13 protein-coding genes are annotated in these 15,283 nt (G+C 70.8%); 7 read left to right on the forward strand and 6 right to left on the reverse strand.

Translation table 11 applies throughout. The annotated features are described in order from the left end of the window. The first annotated feature begins 169 nt into the window (after positions 1-169). The 3 genes from ACH4U7_RS05390 to ybaK are packed head-to-tail and all read left to right on the forward strand — an operon-like array spanning position 170 to position 3,048. Positions 170-1,765: an oxidoreductase gene (locus ACH4U7_RS05390; RefSeq protein WP_398526691.1), complete on the forward strand. Its 1,596-nt coding sequence runs from the start codon at positions 170-172 to the stop codon at positions 1,763-1,765. Between the two features lie 33 nt (positions 1,766-1,798). Next, positions 1,799-2,539, forward strand: coding sequence for an LON peptidase substrate-binding domain-containing protein (locus tag ACH4U7_RS05395; RefSeq protein ID WP_398526692.1), 741 nt, complete (start codon positions 1,799-1,801; stop codon positions 2,537-2,539). Positions 2,540-2,553: 14 nt separating this feature from the next. Continuing rightward, positions 2,554-3,048: a Cys-tRNA(Pro) deacylase gene (ybaK, locus tag ACH4U7_RS05400; RefSeq protein ID WP_385628249.1), complete on the forward strand. Its 495-nt coding sequence runs from the start codon at positions 2,554-2,556 to the stop codon at positions 3,046-3,048. A 20-nt stretch (positions 3,049-3,068) separates the two neighbouring features. Here ybaK and ACH4U7_RS05405 read toward each other — a convergent pair whose 3' ends face one another. From ACH4U7_RS05405 to ACH4U7_RS05420, 4 genes are all read right to left on the reverse strand, one after another. After that, positions 3,069-3,728: a DUF2567 domain-containing protein gene (locus tag ACH4U7_RS05405; protein WP_398526693.1), complete on the reverse strand. Its 660-nt coding sequence runs from the start codon at positions 3,726-3,728 to the stop codon at positions 3,069-3,071. A gap of 59 nt (positions 3,729-3,787) precedes the next feature. Beyond that, positions 3,788-4,630: an ABC transporter permease gene (locus tag ACH4U7_RS05410; RefSeq protein WP_398526694.1), complete on the reverse strand. Its 843-nt coding sequence runs from the start codon at positions 4,628-4,630 to the stop codon at positions 3,788-3,790. Positions 4,631-4,706: 76 nt separating this feature from the next. Then, positions 4,707-5,726, reverse strand: coding sequence for an ABC transporter ATP-binding protein (locus ACH4U7_RS05415; protein WP_398526695.1), 1,020 nt, complete (start codon positions 5,724-5,726; stop codon positions 4,707-4,709). Positions 5,727-5,814: 88 nt separating this feature from the next. Then, positions 5,815-7,158, reverse strand: coding sequence for an NYN domain-containing protein (locus ACH4U7_RS05420; RefSeq protein WP_398526696.1), 1,344 nt, complete (start codon positions 7,156-7,158; stop codon positions 5,815-5,817). Positions 7,159-7,430: 272 nt separating this feature from the next. On the opposite strand from ACH4U7_RS05420, the gene ACH4U7_RS05425 reads away from it, so the two are divergent. Beyond that, positions 7,431-7,634, forward strand: a complete 204-nt coding sequence (locus ACH4U7_RS05425) for a hypothetical protein (RefSeq protein ID WP_398526697.1) — start codon at positions 7,431-7,433, stop codon at positions 7,632-7,634. Between the two features lie 119 nt (positions 7,635-7,753). Here ACH4U7_RS05425 and dnaE read toward each other — a convergent pair whose 3' ends face one another. Then, positions 7,754-11,299: a DNA polymerase III subunit alpha gene (gene dnaE, locus ACH4U7_RS05430; RefSeq protein ID WP_398526698.1), complete on the reverse strand. Its 3,546-nt coding sequence runs from the start codon at positions 11,297-11,299 to the stop codon at positions 7,754-7,756. Between the two features lie 204 nt (positions 11,300-11,503). Here dnaE and ACH4U7_RS05435 point away from each other — a divergent pair, with 204 nt between their 5' ends. The 3 genes from ACH4U7_RS05435 to ACH4U7_RS05445 all read left to right on the forward strand — a co-directional run bounded on the left by ACH4U7_RS05435 (position 11,504) and on the right by ACH4U7_RS05445 (position 14,589). Further along, complete coding sequence (locus ACH4U7_RS05435; protein WP_089514049.1) at positions 11,504-12,829, forward strand: DUF2252 domain-containing protein; 1,326 nt, start codon at positions 11,504-11,506, stop codon at positions 12,827-12,829. A 146-nt stretch (positions 12,830-12,975) separates the two neighbouring features. Continuing rightward, positions 12,976-13,656 (forward strand): hypothetical protein, encoded by a 681-nt coding sequence (locus ACH4U7_RS05440; protein WP_398526699.1) that lies wholly within the window; start codon positions 12,976-12,978, stop codon positions 13,654-13,656. 96 nt (positions 13,657-13,752) lie between these two features. Beyond that, positions 13,753-14,589: a thioredoxin domain-containing protein gene (locus ACH4U7_RS05445; protein WP_398526700.1), complete on the forward strand. Its 837-nt coding sequence runs from the start codon at positions 13,753-13,755 to the stop codon at positions 14,587-14,589. A gap of 83 nt (positions 14,590-14,672) precedes the next feature. Here the strand turns inward: ACH4U7_RS05445 and ACH4U7_RS05450 are convergent, their stop codons facing one another. After that, positions 14,673-15,272: a dienelactone hydrolase family protein gene (locus ACH4U7_RS05450; protein WP_398526701.1), complete on the reverse strand. Its 600-nt coding sequence runs from the start codon at positions 15,270-15,272 to the stop codon at positions 14,673-14,675. Positions 15,273-15,283: the final 11 nt, after the last annotated feature.

The raw sequence follows: 15,283 nt of genomic DNA on the forward strand, positions 1-15,283 counted from the left end.
GCGATCAATTGTCTCAGACCCGCACCGGCGGCCTGCCCCCCGTATCAGTGAGTGATACGTACCCCCTAAGTTGACCTTGGAAGTTGACCCTGACCGCAAGCGTTCAAGCGGTTACTCAACGGGCATGGGGATCCGTACGGGGGTACGGAGAACAGGAGGGGACACGGCTGTGACCGAGCCACGCGACGGCGATCCACCCCCCGGGCTCGACCTGACCACCGCGGAGTGGGGCATGTGGCAGGCGTTCCGCAACGGCAGCACCCACGATCTGCGCACCTCCCACCCCCAGCGCAACGACCCCTCCGGTCCCTACGCCTGGGGCCCCGAGCGCAGTGTGCGCGCCCGGGTCGTGGCCCTGCTGCTGCTCGACGGCCCTCCCCCGCAGCCGGGCCGGGTCGCCGCGCTCAAGCTCAACGGGGTGCACATCACGGGCACGCTCGACCTGGCCGGCGGCACCGTCGAGCCGTATGTGGAGATGAAGAACTGCCGCTTCGAGCAGGAGGTGCTGCTCCCCGAGGCCCACTTCACCACCCTCCGGCTGGTGGGCTGCGCCCTGCCCCGGCTGGAGGCGGCCCGGGTGCGCACCGAGGGCGATCTGCATCTGCCGCGCTGTGTCGTGGAGCACGGCATCCGGCTCACCGACGCCCATATAGGCACGGATCTGCTGCTCAACCAGTTAGTGGTGCGCCGGGACCGGCGCGGCCAGTCGATCAGCGCCGACGGACTGACCGTCGGCCAGGACCTCCAGGCCGAGATGATCGAGTCACACGGCGAGCTGAGCATGCGCGGTGCGCAGATCGGCGTGTCGCTCAGCCTGCGCGGCGCCCAGCTGCGCAATCCGTACGGGCGCCGGGCTCTCAACGCCCCGCAGCTGACCGTCGAGCGCAGCCTCTACCTCACCGCCGCCGGGGTGAGCAGCTACGGCAGCGGTTCCACCCCGCCGTACGGCACCAGCAACACGCCGACACGCGGGACGCGTATCCAGCGCTTCGAATGCGAGGGCGGGATACGCCTGGACGACGGGCGGTTCAATGACGCGGTCGACTTCGACCAGGCCCGCTTCGTCATGGAGAACGACCAGGAGCTGTCGCTGCGCCGCATCCAGACCCCGGAGCTGCGGTTCGTCGGGGAGCGGCCACAGCGCGGACGGGTGATCCTCTCCGGCGCGCGGGTCGTCAACCTGGTTGACAAATCGGTCAGCTGGCCGGGCCCCGGCGGGCTGACCATGGCGGGCTTCTCCTACGAGTGTCTGATCCCGGTCGGCCACTTCCCGCTCTCCCGGCGGCTGGAGTGGGTGGCGGCCGCGACCCCGGAGTTCTCCCGGGGCCCGTACGACATGCTCGCCACGGCGCTGCGCACCAACGGCGAGGACGCGGAGGCGCGCGAGGTGCTGCTCGCCAAGGAGCGGCGGCGCCGCGAGACGCTGCCGCCGGCCGGAAAACTCTGGGGATATCTCCAGGACTGGACCGTGGCCTACGGCTACCGCCCCGGCCGGGCGGCGGTGTGGATGGCGGTGCTCTGGGCGATCGGCTCGGTGTTCTTCGCCCACAACCGGCCGGACCCCATCAAGCCGGGCGAGTCGCCGCACTGGAACGCCTCGCTGTACACCCTCGACCTGCTGCTCCCGGTGATCGATCTGGGTCAGGACGGCTACTGGAAACCCGACGGCGCGGTCCAATGGGCGGCCATCGTGATGGTCATGCTCGGCTGGATCCTGGCCACCACGGTCGCCGCCGGCGCCTCCCGGCTGCTGCGCCGCCAGTGATCGGGGCGCGCGGGGCCATTAGGCTTAACGCCCGTGACCTCCGCGCGCCTACCGCTCTTCCCGCTGAACACGGTGCTGTTCCCGGGGCTCGTCATGCCCCTGAACGTCTTCGAGCAGCGGTATCGCGCCATGATGCGCGAACTGTCGGCGATGCCCGAAGACGCACCACGCCGCTTCGGTGTCATCGCCATCCGGGACGGCCGCGAGGTCGCGCCGACGGCAGTCGGCCTCCCGGACCCCACCGCCGACCCCGAGCGCGGCGCGGCGGCCGGGTTCGGGCCTGAGCCGATGAAGTCCTTCCACGCGGTGGGGTGTGTCGCGGACGCGGCCACCATCCGGGAGCAGAAGGACGGCACCTTCGAAGTGCTCGCCACCGGCACCACCCGCTTCGAACTGCGCTCGGTCGACGCCTCGGGCCCGTATCTGACGGCCGAGATCGACGAGCTCGACGAGAAGCCGGGCGACGGGGCCGGGGCGCTGGCCTCCGGTGTCGTACGCGCCTTCCGCACGTACCAGAAGCGGCTCGCCGGGGCCCGCGAACGAACCGTGGCCGCCCAGCAGGACCTGCCCGGCGAGCCGTCCGTGCTCTCCTACCTGGTCGCGGCCGCCGCCGTGCTCGACACGCCGACCAAACAGCGGCTGCTCCAGGCCCCGGACACCGCCACCCGGCTGGCCGAGGAGCTGAAATTGCTGCGCGCGGAGAGCGCGGTGATCGGTAAGCTCCCCTCGCTTCCCGCGGTCGATCTGACCCGCCACCCCACCAGCCCCAACTGAGGCCCGCACCGGATATGGCCAAGAAGAAGACCTCCGCCGGCACCCCGGCCACCACCGCCCTGACCGCCGCCGGCACCGCCTTCACGGTGCACGCCTACGAGCACGACCCGGCGGCCCCCTCGTACGGCGAGGAGGCCGCACAGGCCCTCGGCGTGGACCCGGCCCGGGTCTTCAAGACCCTCATCGCGAGCGTCGACGGCGGTCTGACCGTCGCGATCGTGCCCGTCTCCGCCACGCTCGACCTCAAGGCCCTGGCGGCGGCGGTGGGCGGCAAGCGCGCGGCGATGGCGGACCCGGCGGCGGCCGAGCGCACCACGGGCTATGTGCTGGGCGGGATCTCGCCGCTCGGCCAGCGCAAGCGCCTGCCCACGGCTCTGGACGCATCGGCGGCCGACCACGAGACGATCTGCGTCTCGGCGGGGCGGCGGGGTCTTGAGGTCGAGCTGTCGCCCAAGGACCTCGCGGCGCTCACGGACGCGGTGCTGGCGCCGATCGCGCGCAACAGCTAGCCCGGCACCCGGCGCAACAGCTAGCCCGGCAGCTGCGCCAACGGCTCTTCGTCTCGCGGCCCAAAGAGCGACGTGAGCCCCAGGTGCACCGCCATCGCCGCGAACGACCAGGCCAGCAGCGCCCCCTTGGCCCCCAGCTTCAGCGGCGCGTCGAACGTCACGCCCTTGCCCACCGCCTTGGCGTGCGCCTCGATGCCGGCCTCGGGTCCGAGCCACACACCGAGCCGCCAGGCGATCACCGAAGCCAGCACCCCGCCGATCGCCAGCCCCACGACCAGCGCGACACCGCCCCGCCGGAAGAACAGGAAGACGAGCGCCGCGGACACGGCCCCGAAGGCCAGCGCCCACAGTGTGAACACCCCGTCCGCCCCCATCGCCTGCTCGCCCTCGGCGTCCTTCGGGTAGATCCCGTCGCCGATCCAGACCAGCGGAATCCGCGGCGCCAGCCACAGCCACACCAGCCCGAGCAGCACCCCGGACACCGCCACCCCGATCGCCACCAGCGCCGCCTGCACCAGCTCGGCGCGCAGCTCGGGGCCGGGCTCGGAGTAGTCAGGAGCCGAGGGGCCCGGCCCGGAGGGGTCCGGGGCGGTGGGGTAAGGCACTGCACCTCCCAGCGGAGACGGGTCGTGCGGCGAAGGCTGCCCAGGCTGATCGTGCGGAGTCAACGGTGCGGTCACCCCGTCATGGTGCCAGGCGGCGGACGTACATCGGGCGGCGGGAGTCCCGCCGCGCCGCGTCAGCGCACGGCCGCGCGCCGATACGCCCAGGTCGCGGCGGTCAGCGAGACCACCGCCACACCCGCGCACACCCCGAGGTCCGCGCAGACCACCAGCCAGTCGGGGTTCCCGTCGAAGGACCGCGCCAGCGCCTCCACACCGTACGTCGAGGGCAGCACATCGCGCGCGTACGACACCGGCGCGGGCATCCGCTCGGCGGGCAGCACGCCCAGCAGCAGCGCGGCCGACATGCCCAACTGCCCGCACAGCGTGGCCAGTTCCTGGCGGGGCGCGAGCAGCCCGAGCGCCGCGCCCAGGCCCGCGAGGGCGGCGCCGGACAGCGGGATCACCGCGACCAGCACCCACAGATGCGCCATCGGCAGCTGGAACAGCGCGCTCCCCACCACCGCGGTGACCAGCGTCCCGGGCGCGGTGAAGGAGGCGTACGCGGCGGCGGCGCCGAGTACGACGGCGGCGGGCGGCACCGGCAGGGTCGCGTAGTGGTCGAGCCCCCCGCTCGCCCGCAGCTGTCCGAAGTACTGCGCCAGCAGGTTCAGCGCGACGAAAGCCACGACCAGCACGCTGGACCCGGCGACCACGGACCGCGCCTCCATCCCGCCGTCCACGACCCCACGCATCAGGATCATGATCCCCACGGACTGGAAGGTCGCCACGAACAGCAGCGGTATCCGCGCCACCCGGGCCCGGGACAGCTGCGCCCGGTAAACGGCGGCCAGCGCGGGCAGCAGCCGCGCCCGCGCCGCCAAGGGGGCGGGCGCGGCGTCGCCGCCGGGCCATGGCGCCTCGGCGGCCTGGGCCAGGGCTTCTCGGCCGGACACGGCCTCCGCGGGCACGACACTCACCTTGCGCTGCTCCTGTTCCCCGTACCGGCCGCGCCCCGTGCGGGGTCGGCAGCGCTTACGGCGGTGCTTACGGTCGTCACGCCTTCACCAGCCCCTCCGCCCCCTCCGAGCGGCCGCCGAGCGCGAGATAGACGTCCTCCAGGCTGGGCGTGGCGAGCGTGAAGTCGTCCAGCGCGGCGAAAGCCGGGCCGCCGGTCACCGTGGCGATCGCGGCCCGGGCCTGCTCCGGGGCCATCCGCAGCGTCCAGCGCCGCCCGGAGGCCAGCGCGGCCTCCCGTAGCGCCGCGACCTCGGGCACCTCGAGCGGCGGCTCCCCGCGCCATACGAGGTCCACCCGGACCTCGTCGGCGACCAGTGCCTTCAGCCCGGCCGGGGTGTCGCAGGCGATGACCCGGCCGCGCTCCAGCACCGCCACCCGGTCCAGGACGGTCTCCGCCTCGATCACATTGTGGGTGACCAGCAGCACCGTCGCGCCCCGCTCCGCCCGCCGCCGGTCGACGGCGGCCCATACGGCCCGCCGTGCGACGGGGTCCATCCCGGTGGTCGGCTCGTCCAGCACCAGCAGCGGCCGCTCCCCGACCAGCGCGGCGGCGAGGCAGGCCAGCCGCCGCTGCCCGCCGGAGAGCTTCTTGAGCGGGCGCCCGGCCACCTCGCCGAGGCCCAGTTCCCCGATCACCGCGTCCCGCTCCGCGCGGGCGGCGCGGACGTCAAGACCGCGCAGCCGCCCCGTGGTCTCTGCGGCGAGCGCGACGGTCAGCTCGTCCAGCGCGGTCGAGTCCTGCCCCAGATAGCCGAGGAGGCGCGCCGCCCGCTCGGGGTGGCGTACGAGATCGTGGCCGAGCACCCGGACGCTGCCCTCGTCGGGGCGGAGCAGCCCGGTGAGCTGGCGCACCAGGGTGGACTTCCCGGCGCCGTTCGGGCCGAGCAGCCCGAACACCTCACCGCGGCGCACGTCGAGGTCGATGCCGTCGCTGGCCCGGACGGCGGGCGCGGCGGGCACGCCCCGGCGGCGGCGCGCGGCGGGATAGGTCTTGACCAGGCCGCGCACGGTACACACCACATCGCCGCCCGCAGCCTGTTTCGCGCCCGTCCTCACGAGCTATGAGGGTACGCGCCCAATCACCCAGGCCCGTCTTCGGGGCACCCGCAGCCACCGCACGCCGACGCCGGTCCTGGTGGCGCCGTTAGTCGGCAGGCGGGGCGTGCTCGGCGGCCGTACGGGTGTCGATCTCGCGCCAGAAGCCGGCCCGGATCGCATAGCGGTCGTGCTCGTCGATCTGGTCGTCCTTGTGGGCGAGCAGTCCGAAGCGGGCCGCGTAGCGCAGCAGTTCCCCGTCGATGCGGTGCGGGATGCGCGGGTATTCGGTGGAGAGCTGCTGGAGGTGGCCCGGGTCGGAGAGCCGCTCGATCCAGCGGCGGGCGAAGACCTGACCCACCTCGAAGGGGTCGCCGCTGACGGTGGTGATGTCCTCCTCGCGGTCGGCCCAGCGCTGCTCGGGGCTGGTGAGCTGGGCCAGCATGGGCAGCCCGGCGGTCTCGGGCGGCTCGCCGAGCCCGGTGCCGGAGCCGCGCTCGATCCAGCCCTTGTCGGAGGACCAGCGCAGGGTGGCGCTGGGGGCCGGCTGGGCGCCCGCCTGGCCGCCTGCGGGGCCGCGGCCGAGGTCGGCGAGGTCCTTGGGCGTGGGCACACCTCTGCCGCCGGGGGCGGAGCCCGCCTCCGTGTCGTCCGCAGGGGCGGTGCCGGGGCCGCCCGCCGGGGCCGCGGCCCGCCCGGGGGCGCCCGCGGGGCGCGTGGGCGCGCCGCCCCGCCGCGTGGCGCCGTTACGGCCCGGGGCCAGGTCGCCGGGGGCGCCCGGCACCCCGGAGACACCGCTCACCGCGCCCGCGGCGGCCGCGGCGGCGGTCTCGGGCAACGGGGCGGAGAGGATGGCCGCGATCTCCGGCCGGGGCTCGGAGACGGGCGCGCACGGCCCGGTGAGGTCCTTGGCGCGGACGGCCCGGGTGATCCAGGCGCGGTCCAGGACCCGCCGCTCGTCGGCCTCGGCGACCAGGTCCTCCGACTGGTTGTAGTCGCCGTCGGCAGCCTGGACGGCCCACAGGTGGACGGCCACACCGTGTTCCTTGGCGGACATCAGACCGGGCAGCAGATCGCCGTCGCCGGTGACGAGCACGATGTCGGAGCAGGCGCGGTTACGGGCCAGCTCGGTGAGCTCGGCGTGCATGGCGGCGTCCACGCCCTTCTGCGCCCAGCGGCCGTCGCTGCGGGTCAGGGCGCCCAGCCGGACGGTGACCCGGGGCATGACGCGCAGCCTCCGGTGCTCGGGCTGGGGGACGCGGTCGGGGGCTCCGTCGAACCAGTAGATGCGCAGCAGCGGTCGCTCGGTCTCGGCTTCGGCGCGCTCGCGCAGTCCCTGGATGAGGGTCGCGTGGTCGACGGAGATGCGGGACCGGGCTGGCTCCCCGGCAAGCAGGCTCGCGGCGGCGCCCAGCAGATAGCCGGCGTCCACCAGGACGACGCAGCGGTCCACGTTCCACCCTCTTTCCTGAAGCAGTCCTCGGTTGCCCCCCGTGCACAGCCGTGCTCGTTTTCCTGTCTTCGGTCTCAACTGGAGTCTGCCCGACCGTACCGGGGTTATCAGTCCGAACTGGATCACTGGCGTGGCGGATACGGCCTACCCTCGAAGACCCTCCTTCTCACCCACCGTAATTGCCCGAAATGCAGCCTTCGCTCCGGCGTGTCAGTGTTTCTTCCCGGAGGGCTCTTCCCTTGGGGGGCGATCCCAACTGGAGGCACAGCACCATGGCTAAGAACCGGAACCGCGACCGCAAGCAGCAGCAGCGCCAGGGCCGCGGGATGGCCGACCGCCCGGGTGAGCAGACGCAGAACTCGCAGAGCTCCCAGGCGGACGCGCAGTCGCAGGCCATGCAGTCGGAGGGCGGCCCGGCGACGGCCCCTTCGAGCACCGCCCGTAAGGACCGGCAGAAGAGCTTCGGCCACAATTGACCGCCGCCGCACGGCGGTTGAGGGGCGCGCCCGTGCGGGCGCGCCCCTCTCATGAGCGGTGGTCCGTCAGACCGCTGTCCTGACTGGTGGACCGTCACACCACCGTCATGGGCGGTGGTTCAGCCCGCCAGGCAGGCCGGGCCCAGCAGCACCTTGAGGTCGCCGAACAGCGCGGGGTCGGCGGTGACCCGGTGCCGGTCCAGCCGGAGCACCGTGGTCTTACGCGCCCCCTGGAGCTTGATCCGCACCTCGGTGGAGCCCCGGTGGTGGGTGAGCACTTCGCCGAGCTTTTCGACCAGGGGCGGGGTGACCTTCACCGTGGGGATGGTGATCGTCACGGGCGCGTTGGCCCCGGCCTCGGACAGGTCGGGGACCATGAGCTCCATGGCGACCAGCCGCGGCACGTCCTCGCGCTTGTCGAGCCGTCCCTTGACGAACACGACGGTGTCCTCGACGAGCTGGGTGGAGACCAGCTGGTAGGTGGCGGGGAAGAACATGCAGTCGATGGAGCCCGCCAGGTCCTCGACGGTGGCGATGGCCCAGGCGTTGCCCTGTTTGGTCATCTTGCGCTGCAGGCCGGAGATGATGCCGCCGATGGTGACGATGGCGCCGTCGGCGTGCTCACCGCCGGTGAGCTGGGCGATGGCGACGTCGGCCTTGTCGTTGAGGACGTGCTCGATGCCGAAGAGCGGGTGGTCGGAGACGTACAGGCCGAGCATTTCGCGCTCCTGGGCGAGCAGATACGCCTTGTCCCACTCGACGTCGGAGAACTCGACGTCGAGCCCGAAGCCCGGCCCATCGCCCCCGCCGTCGTCGCCGCCCATGCCGCCGAACAGGTCGAACTGTCCCTCGGCCTCCTTGCGCTTCACCGCGACCACATTGTCGATCATGGTCTCGTAGTGCGCCATGAGCCCCTTGCGGGTGTGGCCCATCTCATCGAAGGCGCCGGCCTTGATCAGCGATTCGGTGGTGCGCTTGTTGCAGACGACCGCCTCGACCTTGTCCAGGTAGTCCGGGAAGGAGGAGTACTTCCCCTTCGACTTGCGGCCACGGATGATCGCTTCGACCACGTTCGCGCCAACGTTTCGAACCGCGGTGAGCCCGAAGAGGATCACATCGTCGCCCTGGGCGGCGAAGTTCGCCTCGGACTCATTGACGTTCGGCGTGAGCACCTTGATGCCCATGCGGCGGCACTCGTTGAGATAGATCGCCGACTTGTCCTTGTCGTCACGCACCGAGGTGAGCAGCGCGGCCATGTACTCGGCGGGGTAGTTGGCCTTCAGATACGCGGTCCAGTACGTGACCAGGCCGTACGCGGAGGAGTGGGCCTTGTTGAAGGCGTATCCGGCGAACGGGACCAGCACGTCCCACACCGCCTGGATGGCCGCGTCGGAGTAGCCGCGGTCGCGGCAGCCCTTCTGGAAGGGCACGAACTCCTTGTCGAGGACTTCCTTCTTCTTCTTGCCCATCGCACGCCGCAGCAGGTCGGCCTGGCCGAGCGAGTAGCCCGCGAGCACCTGGGCGGCCTTCTGCACCTGCTCCTGGTAGACGATGAGGCCGTAGGTGATGCCGAGGACGTCCTTGAGCGGTTCTTCCAGCTCGGGGTGGATCGGGGTGATCTCCTGCTGGGCGTTCTTCCGCAGCGCGTAGTTGATATGCGAGTTCATGCCCATCGGGCCCGGTCGGTACAGGGCCGAGACGGCGGAAATGTCCTCGAAGTTGTCGGGCTTCATCATGCGCAGCAGGGAGCGCATGGGGCCGCCGTCGAACTGGAAGACGCCGAGCGTGTCACCGCGGCACAGCAGCTCATAGGTCTTGGGGTCGTCCAGCGGCAGCTCGAGCAGCTTGAGGTCGACGCCCTTGTTCGCGCGCACCATCTTGACCGCGTCATCCATGATGGTCAGGTTGCGCAGGCCGAGGAAGTCCATCTTCAGCAGGCCGAGCGATTCACAGGTGGGGTAGTCCCACTGGGTCACGACCTGGCCGTCGTTCTTCGGCGAGAAGACCGGCACATGCTCGGTCACGGTCTCGCTGGACATGATCACACCCGCGGCGTGCACGCCCATCTGCCGCACCAGGCCCTCGATACCGCGGGCGGTATCGATGACCTTCTTCACATCCGCCTCGTTCTCATACATCCCGCGCACCTCGGCCGCCTCGCTGTAGCGGGGGTGCTTCTCGTCAGTGATGCCGGACAGCGGGATGCCCTTGCCGAGCACATCGGCGGGCATGGCCTTGGTGATCCGGTCGCCCATCGCATACGGGTAACCGAGCACCCGGGCCGAGTCCTTGATCGCGTTCTTGGCCTTGATGGTGCCGTACGTGCCGATCTGGGCGACCTTGTCGGCGCCGTATTTCTCGGTGACGTACCGGATCACCTCACCGCGCCTACGCTCGTCGAAGTCGATGTCGACATCGGGCATGGAGACGCGCTCGGGGTTGAGGAACCGCTCGAAGATCAGGCCGTGGTCGATCGGGTCGAGGTCGGTGATGCCCATCGCGTACGCCACGATCGAACCGGCCGCGGAGCCACGGCCGGGGCCGACCGCGATGCCGTTGTTCTTCGCCCACATGATGAAGTCGGCGACCACGAGGAAGTAGCCCGGGAACCCCATCTGGATGATGACGTCCATCTCGTACTCGGCCTGCTTCTGGCGGTCCTCCGGCACCCCGGCCGGATACCGCCGCTCCATGCCGCGCCGGACCTCCTCCTGGAACCAGGAGACCTCCGTGAAGCCCTCCGGCACGTCGAAGCGCGGCATCAGGTCGCGCTTGTCGAACCAGCCGGTGGTGTCGATCTGCTCGGCGACCAGCAGCGTGTTCCGGCAGCCCTCCTGCCAGGCGTCGGAGGAGTCGATGGCGTACATCTCGTCCGTCGACTTCAGGTAGTAGCCGGAGCCGTCGAAGCGGAAGCGGTCGGGGTCGGAGAGGTTCTTGCCGGTCTGGACGCACAGCAGCGCGTCATGGGCCGCGGACTCGCGGGAGTAGGTGTAGTGCGAGTCGTTGGTGACCAGCGGGGGAATGCCCAGCTTCTTGCCGATCTCCAGCAGGCCGTCGCGGACCCGGTGCTCGATCTCGATGCCGTGGTCCATCAGCTCCAGGAAGTACCGGTCCTTGCCGAAGATGTCCTGGTACTCGGAGGCGGCCTTCAGGGCCTCGTCGAACTGGCCGAGCCGCAGCCGGGTCTGCAGCTCACCGGACGGACAGCCGGTGGAGGCGATCAGGCCCTCCGACCACTGGGCGATGGTCTCCTTGTCCATCCGGGGCCACTTGACGAAGTAGCCCTCCATATAGGCGTCCGAGGAGAGCCGGAAGAGGTTGTGCAGACCCGCCTTGTTGGAGGCCCAGATCGTCTTGTGGGTGTAACCACCGGAACCGGAGACGTCGTCCCGCTTCTGGTGCGGCTGGCCCCACTGAACCCGTCGTTTGTAGCGCCGCGACTCGGGGGCGACGTACGCCTCGATCCCGATGATCGGCGTGATGCCCGCGCCGGTCGCCTGCTGGTAGAAGTCGTACGCCCCGTGGAGGTTGCCATGGTCGGTCATGGCGATATGCGTCATGCCCATTTCCTGGCAGGCGTTGAACATGTCCTTGAGCCGCGCCGCACCGTCCAGCAGCGAGTACTGGGTGTGGACATGCAGGTGCGTGAAGGGCGGCTTGGTCACGGTGGCAGACCTCCGGCGAACGGTCGATGAAGGGTGTGCGGAACAGCTCCGAAGGTTACCCCTCCGGACTGACAGCGAGTGGGCACCCACGAGTAGCCTCAGGCGTTGGGACGGACGGAACGAGCCGTCCCGTTCGCGATCTTTGTCATGCTCTTTTCTTCACGTACTCACGTACTTTCTCCCGACACCAGGAGGCGCCCCGCGATGCCGACCCAGCAGACCCAGGCGGAACAGCGCGGCGAGCACATCCTCGCCGTCTTCGACACCGCCTTCGGCGAGCTGCTCGCCGCCGACCCGGCCGCCTTCCGCGTCAAGTTCCGCAAGATGGCCGCATCGGCCTTCGCGTTCTACCGCGGCACGGCCGGCCTGTTCTACGCCGATGTGGAGCAGGAGCGCGAGGGCGGCCCCTACCTGGACGACCGCACGGGCCGGGTGTGGATCCACGGTGACCTCCACGCCGAGAACTTCGGCACCTACATGGACGCCAACGGCCGCCTGATCTTCAACGTCAACGACTTCGACGAGGCGTATGTCGGCCCCTTCACCTGGGACCTCAAGCGCTTCGCCGCCTCCGTCGCGCTGATCGGCTACACCAAGGCGCTCAGCGACGAGAAGATCAGCGAGCTGGTGCGGATCTACGCCGCCGCCTACCGCGAGCGTATCCACGCCCTGGCCACCGGCGCCAAGAACGACGAGGTGCCGCCCTTCACCCTGGAGACCGCCGAGGGCCCGCTGCTGGACGCGCTGCGTGACGCCCGCTCGCTGACCCGTTTCGGGCTGCTCGACTCGATGACCACGATCCGCGACTTCGAGCGCCGCTTCGCCTCCGGCGGCGGCTCGGTCGAGCTGGACGCGGCCACCCGCTACAAGGTCCTGGCCGCCTTCGACGGCTATCTGGAGACACTGCCCGAGTCCAGCCTCGCCCGGCCGGACTCCTACCGGGTCAAGGACGTCGTCGGCCGCCGCGGTATCGGCATCGGCAGCGCCGGGCTGCCCTCGTACAACATCCTTCTGGAGGGCAACAGCGACGCCCTCGAGAACGATGTGGTGATCTATATGAAGCAGGCGCAGACCCCGGCGGTCTCCCGGCACATCACGGACGAGCGGGTCCGCTCCTACTTCCACCATGAGGGGCACCGCACGGTCATCTCGCAGCGCGCCCTTCAGGCGCACGCCGACCCCTGGCTCGGCTGGACCGAGCTGGACGGCTCGGGGCAGCTGGTCGCCGAGATCTCCCCGTACGCGGTGGACCTCGACTGGTCCGATATCGACGACCCGACCGAGATCGCGGCGGTCGTCGCCGACCTGGGGCGGGCCACGGCCACCATGCACGCGGCCGCCGACGACCAGAGCGGCCACTCGCTGGTGCCCTTCTCCACCGAGCGGGCCATCGACGCGGTGATCGCGGCGGACGAGGGCGGCTTCGCGGAGCTGCTGGTGGACTTCGCGCACTCCTACGGGGCGCGGGCGCGGGCCGACCACCAGATCTTCGTGGACCTCTTCCGGAACGGGCGCATCCCCGGGCTGTGAGTATCGATATGCGGCTCCGCCGCGTGGATCGATATGCGGCTCCGCCGCGTGGACCTACCAGAATTGGTAGGTGAGTGGGCGGGGAGCGATCCCCGCCCACGGTCTTGACGCCGCCCCTACACCCGATCGTGTGACAATCGATCCCTATGGACGGTACGGGACCGCTGCTGAGGGCACTGCGCGCGGCGCTGTTCACAGCGCTGTGCGTCACGCTGTCCTCCGCCGCCCACGTTCTGCTGTCGCGCACGCCGCTGCCGCTGACGACCGTGGCGGCGCTGTCGGTCGTCGTCTTTGTGATCGCTTACGCCCTGGCGGGCCGGGAGCGCGGCTACTGGAGCATCGCCGCGCTGCTGGTCCCGCTTGAGCTGGCCGCCGACACGGTGTTCACCACCGGCCAGAGCGCCTGTTACGGGCCCTCCGGCGGCCCCGTGGCGGGCTCCCTGCGCGCCCTGGGCGTGGACCTCCTGTGTGGCAGTGGCGGGGTCGGCTCCCCCCTGGCCCGGGTCACCGGGCCGGACGGCGTCGGCGCCCTCACGTCCGCCGTGGGCTCCGCCGCCCCCTGGCTGCTGCTCGCCGCCCATATCGCGATCGGGCTGCTCGCCGCGGCCTGGCTGCGGCGCGGCGAGGCCGCCGTGGCCCGCCTGCTGACCTCGCTGGCCGCCTTCGCTTTTCGGCCGCTGCTGCTGGCCGTCGCGGTGGTCACCGCGGCCTTCGCGCCCCGCCGACGCTCCTCGCGTCCGATGGGACCGCCGAGTCCGGCCCCGGCGCTCCCCCTCCTCGTGCACTCCGTCGTACGGCGTGGTCCGCCGTGCTCGGCCACTGCCTGAGCACAGCGATTCCCACCACTTTCGTACGACTTCGTATGGACTCGCACAGGTTTGCGTGGCTCCGTACGACCTTCACACGACGGAGATCGATCCACCATGAGCAACCGCAACAGCCACCAGAACAAGCAGGCCGCGCGCGATCGGATGCGCGCCGAGCGCGAGCGCCAGGCCAAGAAGGACCGGACGCGCCGCCAGCTGGTCGTCGGCGGCGCGGTCGTCGCCATCCTCGGGATAGCGGGCGGCATAGGCTACGCCGTCACCCAGATGAACGGCGGCGGGAACGCCAGCAAGGAGTGGAAGGCCGCCGCCGAGAAGACGGCCCTGGTGAAGCCCGCCCACACCACCGGCCCCCAGGGCACGACCGTGGTCGTCGGCGACAAGAACGCCAAGAACACCCTGCACGTCTACGAGGACATGCGCTGCCCGATCTGTGCGGAGTTCGAGCAGTACACGGGCACGACCGTGGCGAAGGACATCAAGAACGGCACCTTCAAGGCGCAGTTCACGATGGGCACCTTCCTGGACGACAAGCAGGGCATGATCGGGGCCGGTTCGAAGAACGCCCTGAGCGCGCTGGGCGCGGCCCTCAATGTCAGCCCGGACGCGTTCCTCGAGTACAAGTCCGCGCTCTTCTCGGCCAAGAACCACCCCAGCAAGGAGACCGACGACGCCTTCGCCGGCGACCAGAAGCTGATCGCCATCGCCCAGCAGGTCAAGGCGCTCAAGGGCAACAAGACCTTTGAGAAGGCCGTGACGAACGGCACCTACGACCGGTGGGCACTGGCCATGTCGAAGACGTTCGACGACACCAAGGACGTGACCGGCACCCCGACCCTCAAGCTGAACGGCAAGATCCTCACGACGGATCAGGGGGGCGTCCCGCTCACCCCGGACCAGTTCAACCCCCTGGTCCAGCAGAACCTGAAGAAGTAACCCCGAGGGTCACCGCCGGGTCGCCCGGCGACCCGGCGACCCGGCGGTGACCGGCGCCGATGCCCCGGTGCGCTGAGCGGCGGCTACCGCTGCTCAGCCGCCTCCGTGACCTCCGCGAGGAAGCCGAGCGCCACCTTCCAGGTGGCCTCGGCCGCCTCCTCGTCGTAGTCCGGCAGCTCCGGGTCGGTGAACAGGTGCCCGGCCCCCGGGTAGCGGTAGATCTCCACGTCCGCCCCGGCCCGCCCCATCCGCAGGTACCACGCGTTCAGCCAGTCGTGCGGCTCGAAGGGGTCCGGGTCCGCGACATGCAGCTGCACCGGCAGGCCGTCCGCAGTCGCGTCGTCGGCGATGTCCGAGGTGCCGTGCAGAAGCAGCAGCCCGCGCGCCTTCTCGTCGCCCAGCGCGAGGTTCTGGGCGATCGACCCGCCGAGCGAGAACCCCGCGTACACCAGGCCGCGGTCCGACAGCGGCGCGGCGGCCACCACGGCCCGGCGCAGCAGCTCGTCCTTGCCGATCTCCTCCTTGAGGGCCATGCCGTCCTCGGCGCTGTCGGCCGTCCGCCCCTCGAACAGATCCGGTACGTGCACCTCGTGCCCGGCGGCGCGCAGCCGGTCCGCGGCGGTGTGCACGGCGGGCCGCAGCCCGTACATCGAATGGAGAAGCAGGATCGGGGAACGGGTCACTTCGTCACTTC

The sequence above is a fragment of the Streptomyces sp. NPDC020845 genome, from assembly GCF_044334165.1.
Taxonomy (GTDB): domain Bacteria; phylum Actinomycetota; class Actinomycetes; order Streptomycetales; family Streptomycetaceae; genus Streptomyces.

Bases quoted from the DNA above. Each gene is read 5' to 3' on its own strand.
- ACH4U7_RS05435 (WP_089514049.1), top strand. From the start codon at position 11,504: ATGCCGACCCAGCAGACCCAGGCGGAACAGCGCGGCGAGCACATCCTC.
- ACH4U7_RS05425 (WP_398526697.1), top strand. From the start codon at position 7,431: ATGGCTAAGAACCGGAACCGCGACCGCAAGCAGCAGCAGCGCCAGGGC.
- ybaK (WP_385628249.1), top strand. From the start codon at position 2,554: ATGGCCAAGAAGAAGACCTCCGCCGGCACCCCGGCCACCACCGCCCTG.
- ACH4U7_RS05440 (WP_398526699.1), top strand. From the start codon at position 12,976: ATGGACGGTACGGGACCGCTGCTGAGGGCACTGCGCGCGGCGCTGTTC.
- ACH4U7_RS05445 (WP_398526700.1), top strand. From the start codon at position 13,753: ATGAGCAACCGCAACAGCCACCAGAACAAGCAGGCCGCGCGCGATCGG.